At 32.1% G+C, this 21,378-nt stretch carries 22 protein-coding genes and 3 tRNA genes; 13 read left to right on the top strand and 12 right to left on the bottom strand.

Annotated features, from left to right (window positions below; all coding sequences use genetic code 11):
* Positions 1–188: 188 nt before the first annotated feature.
* From ADHAQ_RS0123425 to ADHAQ_RS0123470, 8 genes are all read left to right on the top strand, one after another.
* On the top strand, positions 189–740 hold the full coding sequence (locus ADHAQ_RS0123425) for a recombinase family protein (RefSeq protein WP_026465000.1): 552 nt from the start codon (positions 189–191) through the stop codon (positions 738–740).
* Positions 741–1,413: 673 nt separating this feature from the next.
* The gene (locus tag ADHAQ_RS0123435) at positions 1,414–1,932 is read left to right on the top strand and encodes a L,D-transpeptidase family protein (RefSeq protein ID WP_026465002.1); all 519 of its coding nucleotides are present in this window, start codon (positions 1,414–1,416) and stop codon (positions 1,930–1,932) included.
* A gap of 33 nt (positions 1,933–1,965) precedes the next feature.
* A complete protein-coding gene (locus ADHAQ_RS0123440; RefSeq protein WP_026465003.1) occupies positions 1,966–2,619 on the top strand; it encodes an 8-oxoguanine DNA glycosylase OGG fold protein in 654 nt (217 codons plus the stop codon).
* A 70-nt stretch (positions 2,620–2,689) separates the two neighbouring features.
* Positions 2,690–4,381 carry a DUF262 domain-containing protein gene (locus ADHAQ_RS0123445; RefSeq protein ID WP_026465004.1) on the top strand — a complete coding sequence of 564 codons (1,692 nt, stop codon included), beginning with the start codon at positions 2,690–2,692 and terminating at the stop codon, positions 4,379–4,381.
* A 27-nt stretch (positions 4,382–4,408) separates the two neighbouring features.
* The gene (locus tag ADHAQ_RS27895; RefSeq protein WP_084523966.1) at positions 4,409–5,989 is read left to right on the top strand and encodes a GIY-YIG nuclease family protein; all 1,581 of its coding nucleotides are present in this window, start codon (positions 4,409–4,411) and stop codon (positions 5,987–5,989) included.
* 7 nt (positions 5,990–5,996) lie between these two features.
* On the top strand, positions 5,997–6,659 hold the full coding sequence (locus ADHAQ_RS0123455; protein ID WP_157433499.1) for a hypothetical protein: 663 nt from the start codon (positions 5,997–5,999) through the stop codon (positions 6,657–6,659).
* A 16-nt stretch (positions 6,660–6,675) separates the two neighbouring features.
* Entirely contained in the window at positions 6,676–7,524 is an 849-nt protein-coding gene (locus tag ADHAQ_RS0123465) for an agmatine deiminase family protein (RefSeq protein ID WP_071781148.1), read from the top strand.
* Positions 7,521–8,351: a hypothetical protein gene (locus ADHAQ_RS0123470; RefSeq protein ID WP_026465008.1), complete on the top strand. Its 831-nt coding sequence runs from the start codon at positions 7,521–7,523 to the stop codon at positions 8,349–8,351. The genes ADHAQ_RS0123465 and ADHAQ_RS0123470 overlap by 4 nt, the downstream gene beginning before the upstream one ends.
* Positions 8,352–8,355: 4 nt before the next feature.
* Here the strand turns inward: ADHAQ_RS0123470 and ADHAQ_RS0123475 are convergent, their stop codons facing one another.
* The 5 genes from ADHAQ_RS0123475 to ADHAQ_RS0123500 all read right to left on the bottom strand — a co-directional run bounded on the left by ADHAQ_RS0123475 (position 8,356) and on the right by ADHAQ_RS0123500 (position 11,117).
* A complete protein-coding gene (locus ADHAQ_RS0123475; RefSeq protein ID WP_026465009.1) occupies positions 8,356–8,577 on the bottom strand; it encodes a hypothetical protein in 222 nt (73 codons plus the stop codon).
* Between the two features lie 81 nt (positions 8,578–8,658).
* Positions 8,659–8,838 (bottom strand): hypothetical protein, encoded by a 180-nt coding sequence (locus tag ADHAQ_RS0123480; RefSeq protein ID WP_026465010.1) that lies wholly within the window; start codon positions 8,836–8,838, stop codon positions 8,659–8,661.
* Between the two features lie 225 nt (positions 8,839–9,063).
* A protein-coding gene (locus ADHAQ_RS27900) for an IS3 family transposase (protein ID WP_157433295.1) occupies positions 9,064–10,211 on the bottom strand; the annotation gives its coding sequence in 2 pieces (ribosomal slippage) (positions 9,064–9,959 and positions 9,959–10,211; 1,149 coding nt in all).
* 139 nt (positions 10,212–10,350) lie between these two features.
* Positions 10,351–10,662, bottom strand: a complete 312-nt coding sequence (locus tag ADHAQ_RS0123495; protein WP_026465011.1) for a hypothetical protein — start codon at positions 10,660–10,662, stop codon at positions 10,351–10,353.
* A 242-nt stretch (positions 10,663–10,904) separates the two neighbouring features.
* Complete coding sequence (locus ADHAQ_RS0123500; protein ID WP_026465012.1) at positions 10,905–11,117, bottom strand: hypothetical protein; 213 nt, start codon at positions 11,115–11,117, stop codon at positions 10,905–10,907.
* Between the two features lie 427 nt (positions 11,118–11,544).
* Between ADHAQ_RS0123500 and ADHAQ_RS0123505 the strand changes: the two genes are divergently transcribed.
* Positions 11,545–13,203 (top strand): hypothetical protein, encoded by a 1,659-nt coding sequence (locus tag ADHAQ_RS0123505; protein ID WP_026465013.1) that lies wholly within the window; start codon positions 11,545–11,547, stop codon positions 13,201–13,203.
* A 122-nt stretch (positions 13,204–13,325) separates the two neighbouring features.
* Here ADHAQ_RS0123505 and ADHAQ_RS0123510 read toward each other — a convergent pair whose 3' ends face one another.
* Complete coding sequence (locus ADHAQ_RS0123510; protein ID WP_026465014.1) at positions 13,326–14,270, bottom strand: hypothetical protein; 945 nt, start codon at positions 14,268–14,270, stop codon at positions 13,326–13,328.
* A 310-nt stretch (positions 14,271–14,580) separates the two neighbouring features.
* Between ADHAQ_RS0123510 and ADHAQ_RS26915 the strand changes: the two genes are divergently transcribed.
* Entirely contained in the window at positions 14,581–15,240 is a 660-nt protein-coding gene (locus tag ADHAQ_RS26915; protein WP_051360124.1) for a DUF3800 domain-containing protein, read from the top strand.
* 810 nt (positions 15,241–16,050) lie between these two features.
* On the opposite strand, the gene ADHAQ_RS0123525 is transcribed toward ADHAQ_RS26915, so the two are convergent.
* Together ADHAQ_RS0123525 and ADHAQ_RS0123530 are read right to left on the bottom strand one after the other, a co-directional pair.
* Positions 16,051–16,467 carry a hypothetical protein gene (locus tag ADHAQ_RS0123525; RefSeq protein WP_026465016.1) on the bottom strand — a complete coding sequence of 139 codons (417 nt, stop codon included), beginning with the start codon at positions 16,465–16,467 and terminating at the stop codon, positions 16,051–16,053.
* A gap of 195 nt (positions 16,468–16,662) precedes the next feature.
* Complete coding sequence (locus ADHAQ_RS0123530; protein ID WP_026465017.1) at positions 16,663–17,034, bottom strand: hypothetical protein; 372 nt, start codon at positions 17,032–17,034, stop codon at positions 16,663–16,665.
* 1,454 nt (positions 17,035–18,488) lie between these two features.
* On the opposite strand from ADHAQ_RS0123530, the gene ADHAQ_RS28440 reads away from it, so the two are divergent.
* Complete coding sequence (locus ADHAQ_RS28440; RefSeq protein ID WP_169728031.1) at positions 18,489–18,629, top strand: hypothetical protein; 141 nt, start codon at positions 18,489–18,491, stop codon at positions 18,627–18,629.
* 33 nt (positions 18,630–18,662) lie between these two features.
* On the opposite strand, the gene ADHAQ_RS0123545 is transcribed toward ADHAQ_RS28440, so the two are convergent.
* Positions 18,663–18,974 (bottom strand): hypothetical protein, encoded by a 312-nt coding sequence (locus tag ADHAQ_RS0123545; RefSeq protein WP_157433501.1) that lies wholly within the window; start codon positions 18,972–18,974, stop codon positions 18,663–18,665.
* A gap of 813 nt (positions 18,975–19,787) precedes the next feature.
* Here ADHAQ_RS0123545 and ADHAQ_RS0123555 point away from each other — a divergent pair.
* Positions 19,788–19,997, top strand: coding sequence for a hypothetical protein (locus ADHAQ_RS0123555; RefSeq protein WP_026465020.1), 210 nt, complete (start codon positions 19,788–19,790; stop codon positions 19,995–19,997).
* 123 nt (positions 19,998–20,120) lie between these two features.
* The gene (locus tag ADHAQ_RS0123560) at positions 20,121–20,441 is read left to right on the top strand and encodes a hypothetical protein (RefSeq protein WP_026465021.1); all 321 of its coding nucleotides are present in this window, start codon (positions 20,121–20,123) and stop codon (positions 20,439–20,441) included.
* A 468-nt stretch (positions 20,442–20,909) separates the two neighbouring features.
* Here ADHAQ_RS0123560 and ADHAQ_RS0123565 read toward each other — a convergent pair.
* From ADHAQ_RS0123565 to ADHAQ_RS0123575, 3 genes are all read right to left on the bottom strand, one after another.
* Positions 20,910–20,983 (bottom strand) — tRNA-Arg (locus tag ADHAQ_RS0123565).
* A gap of 92 nt (positions 20,984–21,075) precedes the next feature.
* Positions 21,076–21,149: transfer RNA gene (locus tag ADHAQ_RS0123570), tRNA-Pro, on the bottom strand.
* Between the two features lie 107 nt (positions 21,150–21,256).
* Positions 21,257–21,347: transfer RNA gene (locus tag ADHAQ_RS0123575), tRNA-Ser, on the bottom strand.
* Between the last annotated feature and the right edge of the window lie 31 nt (positions 21,348–21,378).

Here is a 21,378-nt window from a genome sequence, read left to right on the forward strand (position 1 = left end):
ATCAATTATAGAATTTTACTAGGTTACAAAGTAGTAAAGAAAACGAATGTTTTCTTTACTTTCTTCTACCACTTTTTAAGTCCGCCTCATTTTATCACAAACAACATTAAAAAAGTAAAGAAACTTAGTTAAATATTCAAAGTAAAACAATATATTTACATAACGAGATATTTAACCAAATTTACTTTATGAAGATAGGGTACGCTAGAGTCTCCACATTAATCCAAAACCTAGATTTACAAAATGATGCTTTACTCCAAGCAGGTTGTGAAAAAATCTATACTGATAAAATTTCTGGAACTGTATCGGAAAGACCTGCTCTAACCAAAGTTAAGGAGATACTTAGGCGTGGAGATACTTTATTAATATGGCGTTTAGACAGGCTTGGGCGGTCATTGAAAGACCTAATTGACTGGATGTATTATTTTGAACAAGAAGGGATAGCCCTAAAAAGCTTACAGGAAAATATTGATACCTCAACTGCCACAGGAAAACTTATCTTTCATATTTTTGCTTCAATGGCAGAGTTTGAAAAAAATCTGATAAAGGAAAGAACCATGGCGGGTCTTTCTGCTGCCAGAGCCAGAGGTCGTGAGGGTGGTCGCCCCAAAAAGATGAACAATGAGAAAAGAAATCTGGCTGTGAGGTTATATAAGGAAAAACAACATTCAATTGATGCTATCTGTCAAATGATGGGCATATCAAAACCTACCTTGTATAGCTATGTCAAAGAAAGATGAATTGAAAATTAAACCTTCTTACATTTTTCTTAACCTTTAATAAATCCGAACATTAACTAAAATCCAGTTTAGTTAGTTTTCAGATTTATTATAATTTGGGTTTGTTATCAAATCTAGTTTTTCTGTTAACAATTTTAAGGACGTTTTTATAATGTCGTTCTTAGTCATCTTTCTCCTTAATTGTTTTAGCAGAATTAGCTGTATAGTTTCTATGGTTACATTAGTATCCTCGGCTATTTTAACACTTCGCATTTTTTAAGCAATTATTTTACTTATATATTAAATAACCACCTCCTAATTTTTAAAACTACTCTACTTTTCTACCTTCCTCCAAATATTAAAAAAACAAAATGGGATTTGAACCCTAAATGAAGGACTATCACAAACAAGCTTACTATCCATTTTGATTATTAGATTTTATAAGGTGAATTAATACGAACAATATTATATTGCTCATATTAATCCACCTTATAATTGCCTTCCAGTTTAGAAATTTTTCGTCCTTGTTTAAGCTTTACTTAGATTCTTTTAGCCTTTTTAGTCTTTAAATAATAAAAAGCTGAAAATTGAATTTTATTTTAAATACTAATCTAACTTTTATTTAAAACTTTATTATTATATATTAAATGTTCAATACAATAGAACTCCTATAATTTCCTTTTAAAATGGCTTTATGACCAAGAAGATTATAAAACTATTTGCAGCCATTTTCTTTGTTGGACTTACTATTTACTACTTTTTTCCTGATAGAAAACTTCCAAATGAAACAAGAATTACCAAATTGGTTGTGCTAAAATCAGAAAGAAAATTATTAGTATATGATAATAAAAAGCTGATTAAGACTTACAAGGTAGCTTTAGGAAGAAATCCTATTGGTGATAAAAAGGTGGAGGGCGATAAAAAAACGCCAGAAGGTATCTACTACATAAATGATAAGAACCCTAACAGCGGGTATCATAAGAATCTAGGTATCTCCTACCCTAATGCTGATGATATAGCACAAGCCAAGAAATTGAGTAAATCTGTTGGTGGAGCCATTAAAATACATGGTTTAAAAAATGGCAGAGGATATATAGGTAAATTTCACCGATGGAAAGATTGGACATTAGGCTGCATTGCTTTAACAAATTCTGAGATTGATGAACTTTATGGAGCTGTGAGATTAGGAACTCCAATAAATATTAAACCTTAGGTTAAGGAATTCAATTCCAAGAAAATAAACCGTATGACATTAGATGCTTACCAATCTCTTTTACAAAGTTTGCCAGTAATGCAACAAAGCTTCACCACGAAGCGCAATAACTGGATTTATGCTGAAAAACAAATTGATTGGTTACAAGAGCTTAATAACCAATTGTTTCAAAAGCAACCTTACCTTGAACTGAGTAGACAAGACCTCTTTTCTTATATTGGCTCTATTCGAGAACTAATTGTTAAAATTATATATTGGGGATACCCCAATGGCATGCGTGGCAACAACTTTGTCAATATTATGAAAAATATTGAGGTACTGGAAGATGCCCTCAACAGCATCAAAATAAAAACTAACCTTAATCAAACAGACTATAAATCCTTAATTAAAGCTTTTGATGGCATTGAAGGTTTAGGTATGTCCACATTCAGCAAAATTTTATATTTCATGGGCATTAGGTTTAATGGCAACCCATCGCTGATTCTTGACCTCAGGCTCATAGATGTGTTTCAATGTGCCAAATTTGCCGATTTTGTTGAACTAGAATGTATCCGATACGACAATACCAGAAAGCATTATCTTAACTACATCCGAACTATGAACGAATTAGCTGCAAGGCTTGGTACAAGCGGTGAGAGTATTGAGCAGTTTTTATTTATATTCGGAAACAATTTAAAAATTAATTAAAAATACCAACTCACAGATTAGTACCGACAATATATCATCAAGTTGGTCTAAAAAATAAATTCTTATTTATATGGAAGCATCATCTACTATTAAGAAAGTTCTTGCAGGTAATAAAATCTTCGTTCCTTCATATCAGCGAGCTTATTCATGGGATACAGAAAAAAAACCAACAGAAAAGAAAAAACAAGTAAATGATTTTGTGTCTGACTTAGATGACTATATTAGGAGTTCAACTACTACCCCTTATTACTTTGGTCATTTTCTGTTTCAGGAAAAACAGGAAGGGGAATATGGTGTAATTGATGGGCAGCAAAGATTAACTACTATTGCTATTTTCTTATCAGCACTCTTTACACATCTAAAAGCCTTGAGGAATTTAACTGATTCAGAAGAAGAAAGTTATGAGGATATGATAAAAAGAAGGTCAACTTACAGATTCACTACAGTTGATTATGATAAGCAAGTATTTAAGGACTATGTAATAGACCATAATCGAGTAAACAAAAGTGGGCTGGCAACTGAATCTGCTAAACGTATTGTAACAGCCTATGATTACTTTGTTCAGCATCTTGAAACAAAGGATGAAAATTACCTTATTAAAATGCTTGATGCCATTCAGAATGCATCCTGCACTACCCACAATGTAAAAGATGAAGCTGAAGCTATTCAGATGTTTATCTTCCAGAACAATAGAGGTAAAAAGCCATCTAATTTAGAAATATTAAAAGCTGAATTTATGTTCAATGTCCACTTATATGGTGGTGAAGAGAAATATGACATTATAGAAGAGATAAAAGATAGATTTAGAGAAATATATGAATCAATTTCTTCTATCGAGTATAAAGTTAATGAAGATGATGTTTTAGTATATACGCTTAGAGTTTATTTTAATTCTTTATGGGAAACCAATGCCATTGATAAAATCAGCAATATATTATCAGAAGGAAATCCAATAAGGTTTATCCAGGATTTTACACGTTCTTTGGCTGTAAGCTTTGGACATTTAAAATGTTTTTTTGGAAAAGACGAAAGGGAAAATATTGAAATTCACTCTCTTGTAACACTTGGAGGTATTGCTATAGCTATTCCTTTTATTATAAAAGCTTATAGCTTTGGATTGAGTACAAAACAAATCTGTAGTCTTTGCACTGCACTTGAAACCATTGTATTAAGACACCGCCTAATAGGAACAAGAGCAGACATAACTGCACGTTTGAATGAAGTTTATAAAAATTTTACCCAAGAGAACTTTGACATTAACCCAATTCTACATAGAATAGATGGGATGAAAAACGCACCTAACGATTCTTGGTGGTGGGCATACTGGAACAAGTCTGAGCTTAAGAAAGCTATTCAAGGTAAAGTCTCACATTCATCTGCTAAATACCTTCTCTGGAAATACGAGAATCACTTAGAGAGCCAGGGGAAAAATGGTTATACACCTAAACGATATGACGCAATCGAAAAGCCAGAATTAGAGCATATTGCACCACAAACTGAAAATCCTGCGGCTGGTTATTGTGCCTACGATGAAGAATTTAAAAATCAATATATAGACTGCTTAGGAAACTATTTATTATTATCTAAATCCCACAACTGTTCAGTAGGTAATGAGCCATTTGTAGTTAAACGAAATACATACGAACACCTTGCTCAGCAGCGGGAAATACAAAAAATGACAGCAGATAATCTAATATGGTCTAAAGAGTTAATAGAAAAGCGTAAGGATAAAATCACAAACTTTATACTGGAGAATATTTAATTATTGAGTAAAAGCTTCTTTTAATATATGTCAATTGTACTAAACGATGGCTACTGTCCAGAATGTCAGTTAAACAATGAGGATGTTAGGCTTATGCTCAACAAGGATGATTTTTGGGAATGCCCAAAATCAAACCTTCAACTTGCAGGCTATGGAGTTGATGCAGCCATATTAAAATTCCGAGGAACAGGAAAGTTTAAAGATACTCCTATCTATGGCACAGACGAAATTTGCGGTGCAGTCCTTTCTCGGACTGAGGGTGATTCAATTTTGCCAAGTGAATCTTTCTTTAACTCACTGGATGATTTTAAAAACTACCTACTAAATGAGGTTGAGCCTAATTTAAAATTAAGTCTGGAAAACCTAGCAATCACATACATTAATTTCAAGTATGGTGGTGGTTCATACTTACCTTTTAAACGGCAGTCCAAGAACTTCAAAATAGATTTTGAGAACCAAAGCATTTTAAGAAAACTTGAAAAGCGGGATGCAGAAGAAGGTATGCTGTTTCAACAGTCCTACACACATTTGTACAGCCTATTGGTCAAATTATTCCAACACTATTACAATGGCAACATTGATTGGCTACCAGAAATGGGCATGAGCCAGAACCAGGTTGCGCTTTGCAATAAGCATCTTCATAATGCACCTGAGCCAATTACTCATATAATTGACAAAGATATAATAAAGCCAAGACTCTTAAATTTTATAGTTGACCTAATTGAAATCATTTACTGTGGTAAGCAGATTTCCACTTCATTCAATCAACTATCAAAAGATACCGCTGTAACCTCTTATGCTGAGCAAATACTTACACTTCAAGAAATTTTAAACCTTAAGACAAACCTGTTTAATAATGCTAAGGTGAAGCTTGTACGGCATAAGGATAGCAGGAAAGAATACCGTGAACTTATAAAAGATAAAGCAAAACTGCTTGAATATCAACGTGAACAGAGCAAGGAGGTGTTCAAAGACTGTGATTATATCATTTCATTCATAGGTCAGGAAGGAACCAAGTCGCTCTTGTTTGGCATCTTTAAAGTTAATGGGGTAGAAAAGCTCGAAGATAGCTTCTACTATAATTTAGAGCAGGTGCATGATATAGATTCTCTAGTAGACCGAGTGGTTATAGACTGGGGAGACAACGCCATCGCTTGGCACCAATGGTATCACAAACAACCAAAAGAAATCGTGCAGATTCTCCCAAAAGGCTATTTAGGCTCTTTCCCTGGTCTGCTAAACTTCGTGTTGGACTTTGAAGAGCTTGTGAAACTTGTTCAGAACCCTGATGCAAATCAAGACTGGAAAAACCATCTTTCTGCTGTGAATGGCATTTATGTCATACTGGATTCCAGAACAGGTGAGCAGTATATAGGTTCAGCCTGCGGAGAAAATGGCATATGGCAAAGGTGGAGCGACTATGCAAAAACCTTTCATGGTGGCAATAAGAAACTTATTGAGCTTTGTCAAAAAGAATCTGAATATTATAAGAACTTCCGCTTCTCCATCCTGCAATCACTTCCAAGTAACATTACAAAAAAAGAGATAGTAGCTATTGAGTACCTGTATATGCAAAAGCTTGGAACAAGAGCCAACGGATTAAATTAAAATGATTATGCCAATAACAGACCATCAATTCCTTGACCTTTATCCTGTTAAAACAACGGATACAAAAATGATTGTGGGAACAATTCATCCACACTTAATCGAAAACTTCCGCATTCCTTTCTTTTATGGCAATGTTGGTAGCTTTTGGAATATACTTCATCATGCATTCCCCCATTATAGTATTTTACAACATGATGATTTAGTCCTGGGTAATATCTTAGCAATGCTTGAATTAAATAATATATGGATTACTGATATAATTAGACAGTGTGAAAGAGAAAATGAAACCATCACGAAGGATGCCTTATTATATAATATAGTTCTTAACATAGAGCAAATTGAACTCGCCCTTGAGAATACAGAAATAAATACTATATACTTCACCTCTGGTTTTGGTATAAATAATGCTGCTCAACTGTTTACACAAGCTTTTGGGATAAATTACTTAGAAAATTATAATGCAGCTATAAATGAGTTTACTATTCCTGAGAATCAGTTCGGAAGAGAAATAAGATGCATCGTATTGTATTCTCCATCAAACGCAGCCAATATTGGTATATCTCGTTCTATACCTTATCTTAATAACATCGAATACTATCAGCAGTTTCAAACGCCAGTCAAGCAGTTTAAAATTGACTATTACCAGAGCAAGTTTCAGCTTTTAAATTAGATATCAACATCATATTTTGGTAACAGACAACCAAACAAACTTCCTATTTCTTGCTGATAGTTTACCAAAAAAGTATCCTGATTTTTACCAACGGTTTGAAAAAATATTAACTGATAATAACATCCATTTTTCATCGCTTCTTGGCACTAAAGATATATGGTGTCGGGATTATATGCCTATTCAGGTAAATGCTGATAAGTATGTACAGTTTATTTATAATCCAGATTATCTGCAAAGCAAAAAGTGGCAGAAAACGATTTCTGATGTAGATGCCATTTGTGAAGCTATTGGTATTAGGCCATTAAAATCAAACATTAAATTTGATGGTGGAAATTTAGTTCGGTCTGCTAATAAGATAATTATGTGCGACAAGGTGTTTAGAGAGAACCCTCAGATACCAGAAAAACAATTGATAAAAGATTTAGAAGAACTTCTTGAGGTAGAACATTTAATCTTTATTCCAACTGATTCATCCGACACTATTGGCCATGCCGATGGCATGGTTAGATTTTTGGATGATAAAACTGTTTTAATAAATAATTACTCCAAAGAAAATCCACAATTTCAGCGGACATTCAGATTAGCACTTCATAATGCGGGTTTAGATTGGATAGAAATTCCATACAATCCATATGGTAATAAAAAGCTAATTCAGGCTAATGGTAGTTATATTAATTACCTTCAGGTGGAAAATGTTGTTATTATACCATCTTTTGGAATAGAAAAAGATATTCAGACATTAAGTAAATTTAAACAACTTTTCCCAAATTATAAGGTGTCAAATATTGATTGTAATGATATTGCCAATGAAGGTGGCATTTTAAATTGTGTATCTTGGAATTTGGTTAAAATTGCTCCTTTATGACAAATCCATTAGAAGAAGAATTAGATATCTTTTTAGAAAATATTGCCTTAACCAGTTCAATGTTTTACCAAACTTCAACCCATCTTAATAATCAAAAAAAATATCTAATTAAAAATTTTCAAGGTCAAAACCCAGAGCAAATGATTATGGGTTATGCCTTGAATATAGGTGATTTAACTGGCCCAACCGATAATGGATACAAGCTTATTTACCCAACTGGTAAATACCAACAGATTAAGGTTAAGGAAATAGAAGAAAGTATCAACCTTTTAGTTAAAAGGGATGGGATGAGATGTGTAGCAAATTGTTATGAAGTACTGGAATCCTTTCTTTTTGATATTTCAGCAATATATGCTTTTAAAAATCCTCAAGATTTCGCTCAGGTAATTAAGAAATCCAACTTTACGCCCGACATTAATCTTAATTTTTTTAAGGAATACCTTAGGAAAAACTTTAGGGGTAGGAATAACAAAGAAATCTTAAAACTTATAAAAGGTTTATCACCATCCTTCAATGCTTCTGAAATGCCAGTTAAGCATAACATATCTGAATGGTACCAAGTAATAACTCAAGTAAGACATGCCATTACTCATTCATTATTTAAAATAGACAAGGAAAAGGCACACTTTACACCACACCAAAAGGAGATACTGGTTTTATATTTTTCATTTAAAGAGGAAAACCAATATTATTTATTGGAAATGACAGAAGAAGAAGCTAAAAAGCAAATGCAATTAGTCGCAGAATATGGCTTTCACATCTTTAAATGTCTAAGTATGGAAAAATCTTATGATTGGCAAGTTCTTAAGTATATGAAGAAAGACTGATAAATTATATAGATTTTTTAAGCCTTTGCTGAATATAAATTTCGGCTTCTTCAATAAGCTGCTTTACATCCTCCATACCATTGGCAATCTCTTCTCTAAAACTGTCATCTAATAGTGCATAATATACACCACCAACTTCTCGCTCTTGGTATTGATCGTTATTGGGTAAAGATTCAAAAAAATCATCTAGGTATTTACCAACTGTTTCTTCCGTAAATTTTGGCATAGTCAAATTTTTATTTTTTATGGACGTTTAGCTCATCCTTAAGTTGTATTATTTAACAATTAAGATAACATATTTATTATTTTAATCATCAGACTTAAGAAAGCTCTGTATAGTATTTAATTTTTGCATGACTTTCCAATTATTAAATTCATCATACAACTTCTTAATATCTGGATTGTTATCAGCTAAACTGCCACTATTATCCTGGATTAATAACAAAGATTTATTAAGATAAAGCTGAACTCCTGTATATCCTTTCATACAGCAATATTTATCAACAAACCTTTCGTATAAGCTTTTGGGAGATGAATTAGACATAATAATTAATATTTTAATTATATATTAATTCTATACTGCTACCTCAATAGATCAAAACTTTTAATAGCTAGAATAAGATATAATTTAAAGTAAATGAGAATATAAATGTAAGTACCCCCTTTTTCGGACAGCCTAAAGTAGACTTTTCTATCTTAACTACTACTATAATCAGGAAGTAGGAATGTGGTAAACTTTCGGCGGTGGGATAAGGTACCGGGGTAAGTTTTCCATATTTCCACTTTCATTTTTTGCTGGCCATTGGCTGGGAGTTAAGTTGCCTAATGCTTCATGCGGCCTTCTGGTATTATATTCTTCTACCCACTGCCCCGTTAATTGCCGGACTTCTTCCAGGTCAAAAAACAGATAAGCATCGAGTATCTCCCGGCGATAACTGCCGTTAAAGCGTTCAATATATCCATTCTGCATCGGTTTTCCGGGCTGGGTATATTGTATTTGAATTTCCTCCTTTTTACACCAACTACTGAAATCAGCACTGGTAAATTCCGGGCCATTATCTACCCGGATTGTCGCTGGCTTGCCGCGCCAGTCAATTAGTTGCTCCAAGGTGCGTACCACTCTTTTAGCTGTAATAGAAGTGGCAATTTCGATAACTAATGCTTCTCTATTACAATCATCTATAATGTTCAGTGTCCTGAATTTATTACCCGAAGCTAAGCTGTCACTCATGAAATCCATACTCCAGCTACTATTCAGCACTGCTTGCGCTTGCAATGGCTGCTTGACCCGGGCCGGCAATCTTCTTTTCCCCCTTTTCTTTTTGTTTAGCTTTAAGAGTTTATAAACCCGGTACACCCGCTTGTGATTCCACGTCTTGCCTGCCCTTTTCAGGTAGGCTAGCAGCTTACGAAACCCATAAACCGGATGCTTATCGGCTAATGCTTGTAATGCACTGATGACCTCGGTATCATCTTTACAGCTCTGATAATAAAACTGGGAACGGGCCAGGCTGCTTAACCCGCAAGCCCTGGTAACAGGTAAGCCATAGTCCGAAATTAATTCTTCAGCTAGTTGCTTTTTCCCCCAGGGCCCCAGCCTTTTTTTGTGATAACCTCTTTCAAAATGCTGTGGTCCAGGCTTAAATCAGCAAACATTTTCTTTAGCCGGGCATTCTCTTCTTCCAGTTCTTTCAGCCGCTTTACATCCGAGGCTTCTAATCCCCCATACCGGCTCTTCCATTTGTAAAACGTCGCCCGACTTATTTCCAGCTCACGACAAATGTCCTCGGTCTTCCGACCAGCTTCATTTTCTTTGATAGATTTTACTATCTGACTTTCACTAATTCTGCTCTTTTTCATCTTTTCTAGTTTAAAAATAAACACTTTTTGTCTACTTTTAAACTGTCTCGATTTTAGGGATACTTACATAAACTACATACTAAATTCCATATTCCCATTTACTTTAAATAAATACTATTACTTCAACTATTTAAAATAATTATTGCCTGTCTAAATTATCGCACTCACATTTTCCAGTACATTGGCATCTCTTTTTAGGCTTACCACAGGTACATTCACCAATACATTGGCAATATTGGTCTTCTTTTTGGTTTGCTATTATTTCTAAGTTTGTATTTTTAGAATCTAAAACTTCTAAGCTATTTCCCTGATTATCAATTTGTAAATTATTTTCCATTATATTATTTAATTTATATTTATATCTATTATACAATGGAATTCCAATAAGTTTTAAATAATATAATTTAAATTTTATTTCTTTACTATGCTGCCATTTTAGTACAAACTCCATTACTATTCTGGTTTGTTATCACCTCAACATCTAAGGTCGGCTTTGTAGAACATTGTGATTTTACCATTTTTATTTCCTCAACTAAAACTTGAATATTTTATAGGGTATCCAACAATTGTAACTGGTGCTTCAATCTAACCACAATTGTTTGAAAGGCTGCCTTAGCAAAACTTAGTATTAGTAGCCTCAGCTTTCGTGGTATTAAACAGATGCCGATAAATACATTGGGATAACCTGTGTACCTAAATATCTTTAAGAATATTATTTATCTTCTTTTTTCTTGCAAATGCTTTAACCTCTCGGTCAAACCAGTCTTCTTCTTCAGAACTATTACTGATACATATAAAGGGATCTAAGATTAATGAACCAATGGTAGAGAATCGAAAGCTATCATATGGGTTTTTAAACATGCTATCAGTAGTTATCTGGATTTTCTTTTTTGGTATGTTTTTCATAACTGAATATTAATTTCTACGATATATTCAGATTTTATCCATACCTCAATAGCTACAGCATTTACCTACATCAGCATCTACAACTCTTACCTGGTACTTCAATTTTATACAAGATAATGATATATAATAGATTTAATTACTATAATAAATAGGTTACCTGATTAGAATTGATCATCAATTACCTAATCTTCCTCTATCATAAAATTAAATTAGTGTACTCACATAAGAGAGCATTTCTACTATTTTACTACTTCTTACTTTTAATAGTTAATTGAATAATATAAAATAATAAAATATTAAATAAATATAATTTAAATAGATAATTATAAAGAAATATCAAAGAATAATTAAACTTTAAAGAGATTCATTATATAATATATACTTAGTCTATCCAGATAGATTAAGATAAAAATGAATATCTAATAAAGTGAATAATAATGATTTAGAATTTTATATACCACATAATATAAATATAAGAGACCTTTTAAAAAAAGAAGGTAAAGGACTACGCTACATTGATTGCCAAATAGATAAGTATCACTGGTTTTTGGATGCTTTATATAAAAGAAGTATTGTGAATAAAAGGTATAGTACTGGTGATTTCATACCAATAAACCACAAAAAGTTGGGGGAACTACTAGGCTCCAGATACATAGTCCATATTAAAAAGTTTTTTTTGAGCCAGGGAATTATTGAAAGTGATGGAGACTATGAGATAGACAACAAATGTTTAGGCTTTAGATTAACTCCTGAATATCAGGTTCGTCATATTAAATTATTACAAGATGATGATAGCACCTTTATTAAAAACCTAAAAACATTCCATCAGAAACAAATTACTAAAATGGATGAAATCACCAGGTACACTTATGATCAGTTAAATAATATTGGTATTTACCGAGAAGAAGCCGAGAAATATGTCGAAGATTGGTATCATCAGAATTATCTGGTAGAAAACCCCAAACTGGTAATGAAATTAGCCAAGCTGAACAAAAAACGAAGAAAAAGGGAGAATAAAGCAAAAGTTAATAATCAAGCTATAAAACATTTAGTTCTTACCTATTACCAGTTACTGGAAATCATGCGTGATAGCTATTTATTCCAGATCAAAGCTATAGATGAAAAAACATGGCTCCCAAAACGAGATGATAAAGGCTTAAGAATCCATACCTATCTAAGTAATGCATGGAAAGAGCTACGTCAGTTCTTATATGTGAAATCTAATCCTGCTATTCAACTGGTTTCTTTGGATTGTAGCAACTCTCAGCCATATACCTTGGTGAAAATACTATTAGAGTATTTTAATGGGTTAGACTTATATTCTGGCGAATACGAGGACACTCTGCTTTATATCGAACTAGTAACTACAGGAAAGCTTTACTCTTTCATGTGTCAAAAGTTGAGCATTACCGACCCAGAAGAGATAACTGAGTTCAAGGTACAGATGTTTGAGAAAATATTTTATTGCGCAAATGAGGAAGGCTACGATACTAAAGCAGCAGAAACATTCCGCAACTTTTTTCCAACGGTTTACCAAATTATCATGCATGAGAAAATGTTTGATTACAATAAATGGGTTAATCAAATGCAAATGGTTGACAGTTCTACGACCTCAAACGAAGCTTTATTTGAACATAAACTTAAATTAGCCAAGAAAAATGCTTACAAGCAATTAAGCATACAAATGCAACGTGTTGAAAGTAAGGCTATTCTGGACACCTCAGTAAGTTTACTGAAAGATAAATATGGCACTACGGTGTGGTTCGGCAGTATACATGATGCGATTTTGTGTCCGATGGAATTAGCGGATGAAGTACGCCAACTGATGCTAGAATCTTTTACTAGTGTAGTAGGTATACCACCACATATTAAATCGCCAGAAAAGGTTAATGTTTTGAAGGTAAGGAAAGAGGTTGATACCTATTCTGAATTACCTGACACAACGCCATTAGCGGAGCTACAGCAGCGTTTTGAAACACTGTTTGCATCAACTGCATATAATAAAAATATTGAGCGTAGAGTGCCTGAAACCGATTTTTATGTAAAAAAACGTAAAGCTTATATTGAGTATGGTATCGAATGGTGATGAATAACAAAAAGGTATACAACTAATTTGGTGGGTTCAAACAAGACATTTTTACATTTTTTGTTTGAACCACCTAACAGCTTCATTTAATATTAGAATACCCATGGTTGTAAAATCAAAGATTAATTTGCAGTTAAAGCTATTTGGTGCTGCTCAGCTTTTGCATACAACTGTTTAAAATCGTTTTTATGAAGATGGTAGAAGGTAATCTGTTGCGGATATGGATACTTACCTTCATTTTCTTCCAAAAAGGTTAAAAAATCATCATAATTATGCGCCAACCAAGGAGAAAGACCTAAAGCGTTGACTTTTTTATTTCTACAGAATTGAAGTATCTGATCAAAACTATAATTTTTTAGAAACTCCACTTTCGGAGCTACACTTTTTAAGTTTTCAGTTTCTAGTGGGGAACACCTAACGAATAAAACATCTAAAACTTCATAATCTTCCCAGATGTTCATATGCTGAACAGATATTTTTCTTCTTCCACAATTAAATGATACAGGTACACCAGATGATTTGGTTACCTTCCACACGCAAAACTCCTTTCCTTTTACCTTATAATAGTCTGAAAATACGTTAGGGTCTATATAACTACTATCTTCTTCACCTAAAAGAACTGCCTGCTGTGGAAGGTTGAACAATTTTTTCCATTTTCTTCGTCCGTAAGAATTTGGGCAAGCAATATGCAGGTACTCGTCTTTTATGATAGGTAAAATATTACTAAAGCTCCAATTCCCATGAATTGAGTACCAACCCGCCCCTTCTGAAAGTCCTTCATTGATACAAACAAAGGCATCAAATTTAATTCCTATATTTTTGAAAAAAGCTGTAGCTTGAATTGCATTAAGACCAACAGAAATTACCTTACCATTAATTGATAATATATCTTTGAAACACCTATCCACAAGTACTATATTATCAAAAGGAAGGTCAGCATATTGCTTTTTAATCTTTGTACCAGAAGCATAATAGATTAAATTACGACCATTTATTAAACGCTCTTTTAAAATAACGCTTAATTCTAAATAGTCATTTTTAGAAAAATCAGTAATTGTTTTATGCATAGAGTAGAATTAACAATTAAAGTTGATTAGCTATAAATTCTTGAAAAGTAAAATTACACAAAATCAACATAATTAACTAGAAAATACCCATATAACATCCAGGTTTTCAACTATTTACATTAGATTAACTAAAGTACCAACATTATTTCAATATAGCTAAACCACCTTGCATTTAACTTCATTTATCATTTAGAAAAAATCTGTGCGACTAAAAAATAGTTAATTTGAGATGCTGTAGATTGTACTTCACTACGGATCATTTTAAAAAGAATAAAATAATCTTATCTTAGACTGACCTAATCTATTTGATATGAAGAACATCATCGCCTTTGCTGACGAGTACGGTAACAATTCTTTCAACTTTGAAGAACAAGGTACCCACTTCATTGTAGCGAGCGTGATTGTTCCTAAAGATAAATTAAATGATATTGAATCATCAGTAGAGAAGATTCGGCAGAAATATTTTCAAAAAGGTGAAATAAAATCTAGTGGTGTAGCCAACAACCATAAAAGACGATTAATTGTGCTGCATGAATTAACACAACTGGACTTTAATATTTATGCTGTGGTAGTCAATAAAAAACAATTATATGGCGAAGGCTTTAAATATAAAGGCTCTTTCTATAAGTATTGCAATGGCTTGGTTTATCGGGAACTCTATAAAACATTTCCCAACCTGGAATTAGTAGTAGATGAACATGGCACCAACGACTTCATGCGTGGTTTTAAAAGGTATGTTCACCGATACCATGTTCCTACGTTATTTGATTCTTCTGAATTTAGCTTTAAGAGTAGTCCAGACAGTGTGATGATTCAATTAGCTGATTTTATAGCAGGAACATTGAGCAGATGTTTTGATGAAAGTAAAATAACAGTAGAAAGTAACTCTTTTCTGGAAGTACTAAAGCCAAAAACCAGTAGCATCAACTACTTTCCACCCGTTTCTAATAGTTATCAGATTCAATTATAAGTAGAAGATAAAGCCTATGATAATGTAATAGCTGAACTGTGTGTAATAGAATCAGAGAGTTCATCAACACCAAAGAAGTTAAGAGCCAAGCTGATATAGATCAGATAAACAACGCCTAACTCCTGTTATTATACTTTAATCATTTTAGCCATAAAAAGTTTATTACAACAAAATATTGCTAACACAAATATTGTTATGCTCATCCTTATCAATATCAGATAGGTTTAACATTCATCAAAAAGAGGACCTATATCAATATAGCTAAGGTATTTATTTAAAATATCTAAATCCTCGGATACAATTATTTGGCGGATATGAGTTAAACTTGTAGAACGCCAAACCTCTACAAAGAATTTATTTATCTGAAAAATTGACTTTGTTATGTTGCCTTCGTCCACAGTAGCTAAATGAACTCCTTCTGTCAATAAAATTTTTAATTTATTGATGTTATCAAATTCAATATATTCTTCAATACAAACCACTGTATAGGTATTAATACGTATTTAAAGTCTTTTATAGGATATTATACTTACGTAAAAAGTAGTAGTTAGGACACAAACTTTAACATTTTATTTTGTAAGATTGTCCTTCTAACATATGGTTTTTATGAAAAGTAAATTAAGTTATAAAGAAGCTTCGGTTAAAATAGACGTATTGAAGGATGTACAACCTAATAGTATAAATACCTAAAGGACTAACTAAATAGGTAAGCTTATGATTATCTCGGTAATTAAATTAGCTATACTCCTAAATATCGAGTTCATTATATTTTTGAATGTAAAAGAGCAAATAAACGAACACTAGTTCCAGCTATTTTAATTTGTTCATTAGCCAATCCAAAGCTTGTTCTTTATCAGTAAAGTTTTTTAGTTCAAAGTGAATAAGACCTACTGCTTGTAAGCCGTTGAGTTTAGTTTGAGCATGATTCTCGATGCTTATATTAGGGTTTGCCAGTCTGGCAACTTTTTGAACACGTGTATTCTGCAACCCTTTTACTAAGTAAGTAATAATAGCTTCACTTTCTTTATCTCCAACTGTTAATTTGGAGCTTGAAGAATCAAATAAAAGTTTTTTTATATCATAATTCCGAACTGTACCAATTAAAATATCTATACTGTTTTGAATTTCTGGTAGCTGGTAGGCAAATAAATTTGGGTAAACCATTACTCCTATATCATTTGCAGGGTTGTATTCCAACTTTATGATTGAGTTATTAAATAAAATCATTAAAATTTAATTATTCTTAGATGCAAGTAGATTATTCCTAAATCCTTTTGAAATGATAACCCTTATTTGAGGAACCTTATAAAGATTTACGATAGAAAAATTGCAATTACAATTTTCAAGTAAATATAATTATTATTAGCATTAAGAAAGCAAAATTTACTTTATTTTAATTTTTTAGATGCTTCTGAAAATTTATCAGTTCAACTTAACAGAACCAATTAGTTCATCCATTAATTTGATTAAATCTTTTTTAAAAATTGCTATAATTGTATCAGGTCTGTGACCCTGTTTCATAAAGCTGATAATACCTTCTACACTATTCTCGGTTATGTCTAATACCTCTTCCTGTTTAGTCGGATGTAATTTATGAAAAGCAATAATTACTTTTAAACTACCATCTGAAATTGGAAATGGTTCTGGTTTCAGCAGTGAACATTCTAAAGAATCATCTTTCAAAGTCACATAGTCGGATGGGGAGAGTGGATTCATAAATCTCTTAAATCCCAGTTCAGGAGCTAACTCAATTAAGCCATTTCGTTCAAAAACCTTAGCTAAGTATTCTTTCATTAAATATTGATTAAAGGGATAACATTATTTAGATATGTTATTATGTATTAAAACCAGATAGTGTGACATATTCAAAAACAATGCCCTTTTAGTAAAGCTTTATTAAACAATAATAAATTCTTAATATTAAAAATTTTTAAAGATAGTTTATTTAAAAACCAAAATATTATTAATTATATTGGAATCAAGGATAATCCCAAAGAACAGATTAAACCAAGTAGAATTTGAAAGTATACAAACCAATAAAGTAATTAAGTAGTTTATACAATTATGGTTTCTTTGTTTTCCCAGAAAGGGTAATTAAGATATAATTTTCCTTTCTGGGAAAACAATTGAAAATTTACGGGTTATACTACATTCCCAATTTTTTAATTAAGAAAATGGTTTAACTTGCAATTCTGGTTTATTATAAATATTAATTCATATAATTAATCCGTTTTTCAGCTTCCTTGTATAACCTTTTGATTATGCAAAATTAGTATTTATAAATATGAATACTTTGTTCTAATAGCTTTTTGTATTTTTAGTAAACAAAAAAGGGTAGATTTTTCTACCCTTTTTTGTTATCCATGATTTCTGATTTATCACTACGATGTTGGTAACCACAAATTAAAAGTAAAGCGAACAAGGTAAAGACTCCCATACTATAATCTTAAGAATTAATTTATTCTATTTGTATAGAAACTATTTACGTGAGCAACTTTTACTGGTTAAGAATATACAGCTACTTTGCTGTTAATTTTTATTATTTGATTGTTGAAAGGAGGTAATAAATAATTAGAACAGGAAGTTATTTGATATCTTAATGGCAGAAATGGCAGACCAATACTGCTGATTTTTACACTTTTTAGAAATGAAAAACGGAAGAGATTCTATCATTTTTCCGTTTAAAATCTATATTTAAAAGACAGGCTTACGCCTAAAATTAAATATTTTTTAAAAAACAACAACTTTAATACCGTTGAAAAGGCAGTTGTGAAAGGATCTTGAGCTAAAATTTAAATAAACTACTAATATCCATTTTGATTAAAAGATGAAATGCATAGAATTAAAGAATACTATCAATATCAATATCATCTAAATAGTTATCCAGAATAGACGAATCTTCCGTTATACAAATGTTTCTAATGGTTGTATAACGTTCAGGGCGTGACATCTCTACATAGAAATCATATAACTTAAAGATGGTTTTTAAACCATTGCATTCTTTCTTATTCGCTAATGGAATTCCATCTATTAACAATAGTTGAAGTTTGGTGATGTAATCAAGCTGTAGGTATTCATTAATATACCACATGATATATCTAATTATTAATTTAAATCTTCCAATACGAGGTACGATTTTCTAATTAACCATCCTTTGATTAATTACTCTAAAACTTAAGTAATGTTTATTTTATGGTTAAACCATTTTTTAGTTAATCGTATAAATCTAGCCAAATCATCTAATTATTATGCGCTACCAACTAAAGTATAAAGAAGCGGCAGAGAAGGTGGAAGAGTTGAAGAATGCCAAACCCAACACGAAAGAAGCATTACTACTAAAGAAGATTATAACTGCTCTAGTTAAATATCATAAGGAGAAGCAGCATTAAATATAGAAATAGTAAAAAGGAAGATTAATTGAATCAGGTCCAATAGATTTCTGGTTGGGAATCTAGGGGTGTATTGTTTTTTATGGCTGCTACATCATTAGCAAATTCAAAGTGCAGCTTTCTGATAATATAGGAATTCAACCCCAAATCCTTCAGTATATCACAGATACTGTCCAGACGTTTTAATGGTGGTAAATTATTTTCCATTTCCAGTAACAACTGAATATTTTTACTTAGAGCAGGCAACTCACTGAAGCTTGTGGAATAGGCATTAATGGTGTGCAATAATCGTTCAAGAACAATTATTGAGCTTTCGCTAAAAAGATTTGAGGAAGAAGATGACATTGGTTCTTGGATTATCATACTTGATATTAGTAAACAAAGACCACCAATACTCTTTAATTAAAGATAATAATTTTATCTAAATTTTGTAATTTATTTATTGAAATATATTCAAAATTAAGTATTTATGCAGATTTATATATTTAAATACTTATTTCCAGGGCAGGACAGCTATTTTATAGCTATCCGTAATCTTCTATCTTAATTTCTGTTAACCTGCTTTGTAGCAAGCAACTTATTATTCAACATTTCCTAAGTAGGATTTTCAATCCATTCTCACCTTTTTACAAATAAGAAAAAAGAAAAGTTCAGCACCTGTCAAAGCAAGATAGTAAATCATGTAAAACCTTTATTCTTGAGAAATTTAAAATCAAATATCAATGGCTTTACCCCAGGCTAACAACTAAATTATACTATAATCAAAAATCCTTGATTTCGAAATACCAGAAGCTCTTGAAACCGTAAAATGCTTAAATTGCTTTATTTTAGCTTTATGGAAGGCGAATCACTTAAAACAGCAATTTATCTGGAAACTTTAACAAAAAGCTATAGCAGTATTATCCAATTTAACTTCTGAAACTTTATAGTTAATAATCGGTAATAGCAAGTATGTAAACTGTCTTTTTCAAACGGGGTACTTTAAAAGACATTTCTTAGATTACATAATGTAAATTGGTGAGACTAAAAGGGTAGCTATTATAACAGCTACCCTTTTTTCCAAAAGCTTATGTTAGGTATTTATACAGATTATTATAACTTTGTAAATGTATTAATACTTACTTAAAATACGTAGAACTATATATAGGAGTTTTAATTTTGATCACTTTAACTGAACAGGAGATTCTTTCTTTTAACAAAAAGCAAATTGAAGAGAACCTTTTATATACCAGGTATTTATTGGCACGTGAACAAAAAGTAACTGAAAGTGAAAAGTTTATCCAGTACATCGAGCTGTTAGAAAAACAAAAAGCTAAGTTAGAACAGAAAGAAACCTCTTCGGATTTATCTGTAGCTGAAATAGAATAATACGCTTCTGAACCCTCTCCTGCCCTAGATAAATGTACTTCCCAAAACATCTTACAATATAAAACTACTTTAATATAGGTCTTTTTATTTTTTTAAAACCCAAATTTCCTGCTTTATTTACCTATGGGAACCATTAGTCAAAATGCTGACCAACTTTTAAAAGTAAGTTTTGATATTATTATTAACCGCTTAATTAATACCATAAATGCTTATGAAGCAGGGTACGATGAATTATTCTGGTTGAAAATAGATATTGTAAAATATTTAAAAACCCACCATCACTTACCTCTAGTGGAGCAATTAGAGAATATTTCTAAAATCACTGAAATAAAAGGTAGCACATCTTTTTTCATCAGAAAATTAAGTTCTGAATTAGCTATTGATTTGCAAAGTTTAATAAACAACCAGGATATAAATACCCAACAAACTATATACTGGCAGTAGTTTAAATTTTTAGTTAAATCAGGCGAACAGTAATTAAGTTAAGTTCTATCCTATTATTAGGTTGGTCCTGTATCTACTTTACTTTCTAAAGCATTCTCAATATTATCTGGTAGTTCAGCAAGCAAATTATAGCCAGTTGCAGTTTCGATGGCATCTACTGTTATTCTGTATGTAGCTCACGAAGGATTCACTGTATTAATATTTGGTGTATTTACTGCTATAACCAACATGAAGGTAAAGTATTGTCTGATCTGAAATCGTCCTGGTAAAATGAGAAATATTCACCTTTAAGAGTTAAAGCTTTTTATAATTAGATAAAATATTAATATAAAATTTTAAAAGAATAGGCAAGAAGACGTGTAGAACAAAGGCAAACACATGTAGAACAAATTGTTCTACATGTCATATTTTATAAAACAAAAAACCCTCTATACGCATCGTAAAGAGGGTTTAAATTTAATTACTAAGTGATCCCGTTTGGATTCGAACCAAAGACCTACTGCTTAGAAGGCAGTTGCTCTATCCAGCTGAGCTACGAGACCATCAAAAAAAAATTACGAACCGGAATTTAGAAATTAGGAATATCTTGAGAGAAGTATCGTAATTCTAATTCTAATTCGTAATTCAATTTTCGTCGGGGTGGCAGGATTCGAACCTACGACCTCCACATCCCAAATGTGGCGCGATACCGGGCTACGCTACACCCCGAACTTCCGGATTAAGTTTTAAACTTTCGTTTGTTTCTTAATCGCGGTGCAAACTTACTAGCTTTTTTTTAGAAACAAAATTTATTTCAAAAAAAATTTTTGCCTTAATGGCGGAGGGGGGGGGATTCGAACCCCCGGTACCCTTTAGAGGTACGACAGTTTAGCAAACTGTTGGTTTCAGCCACTCACCCACCTCTCCAGAGGTACCTCTTTCGGTTAAAGAGTGTGCA

Source organism: Adhaeribacter aquaticus DSM 16391, from assembly GCF_000473365.1.
Lineage (GTDB): Bacteria > Bacteroidota > Bacteroidia > Cytophagales > Hymenobacteraceae > Adhaeribacter > Adhaeribacter aquaticus.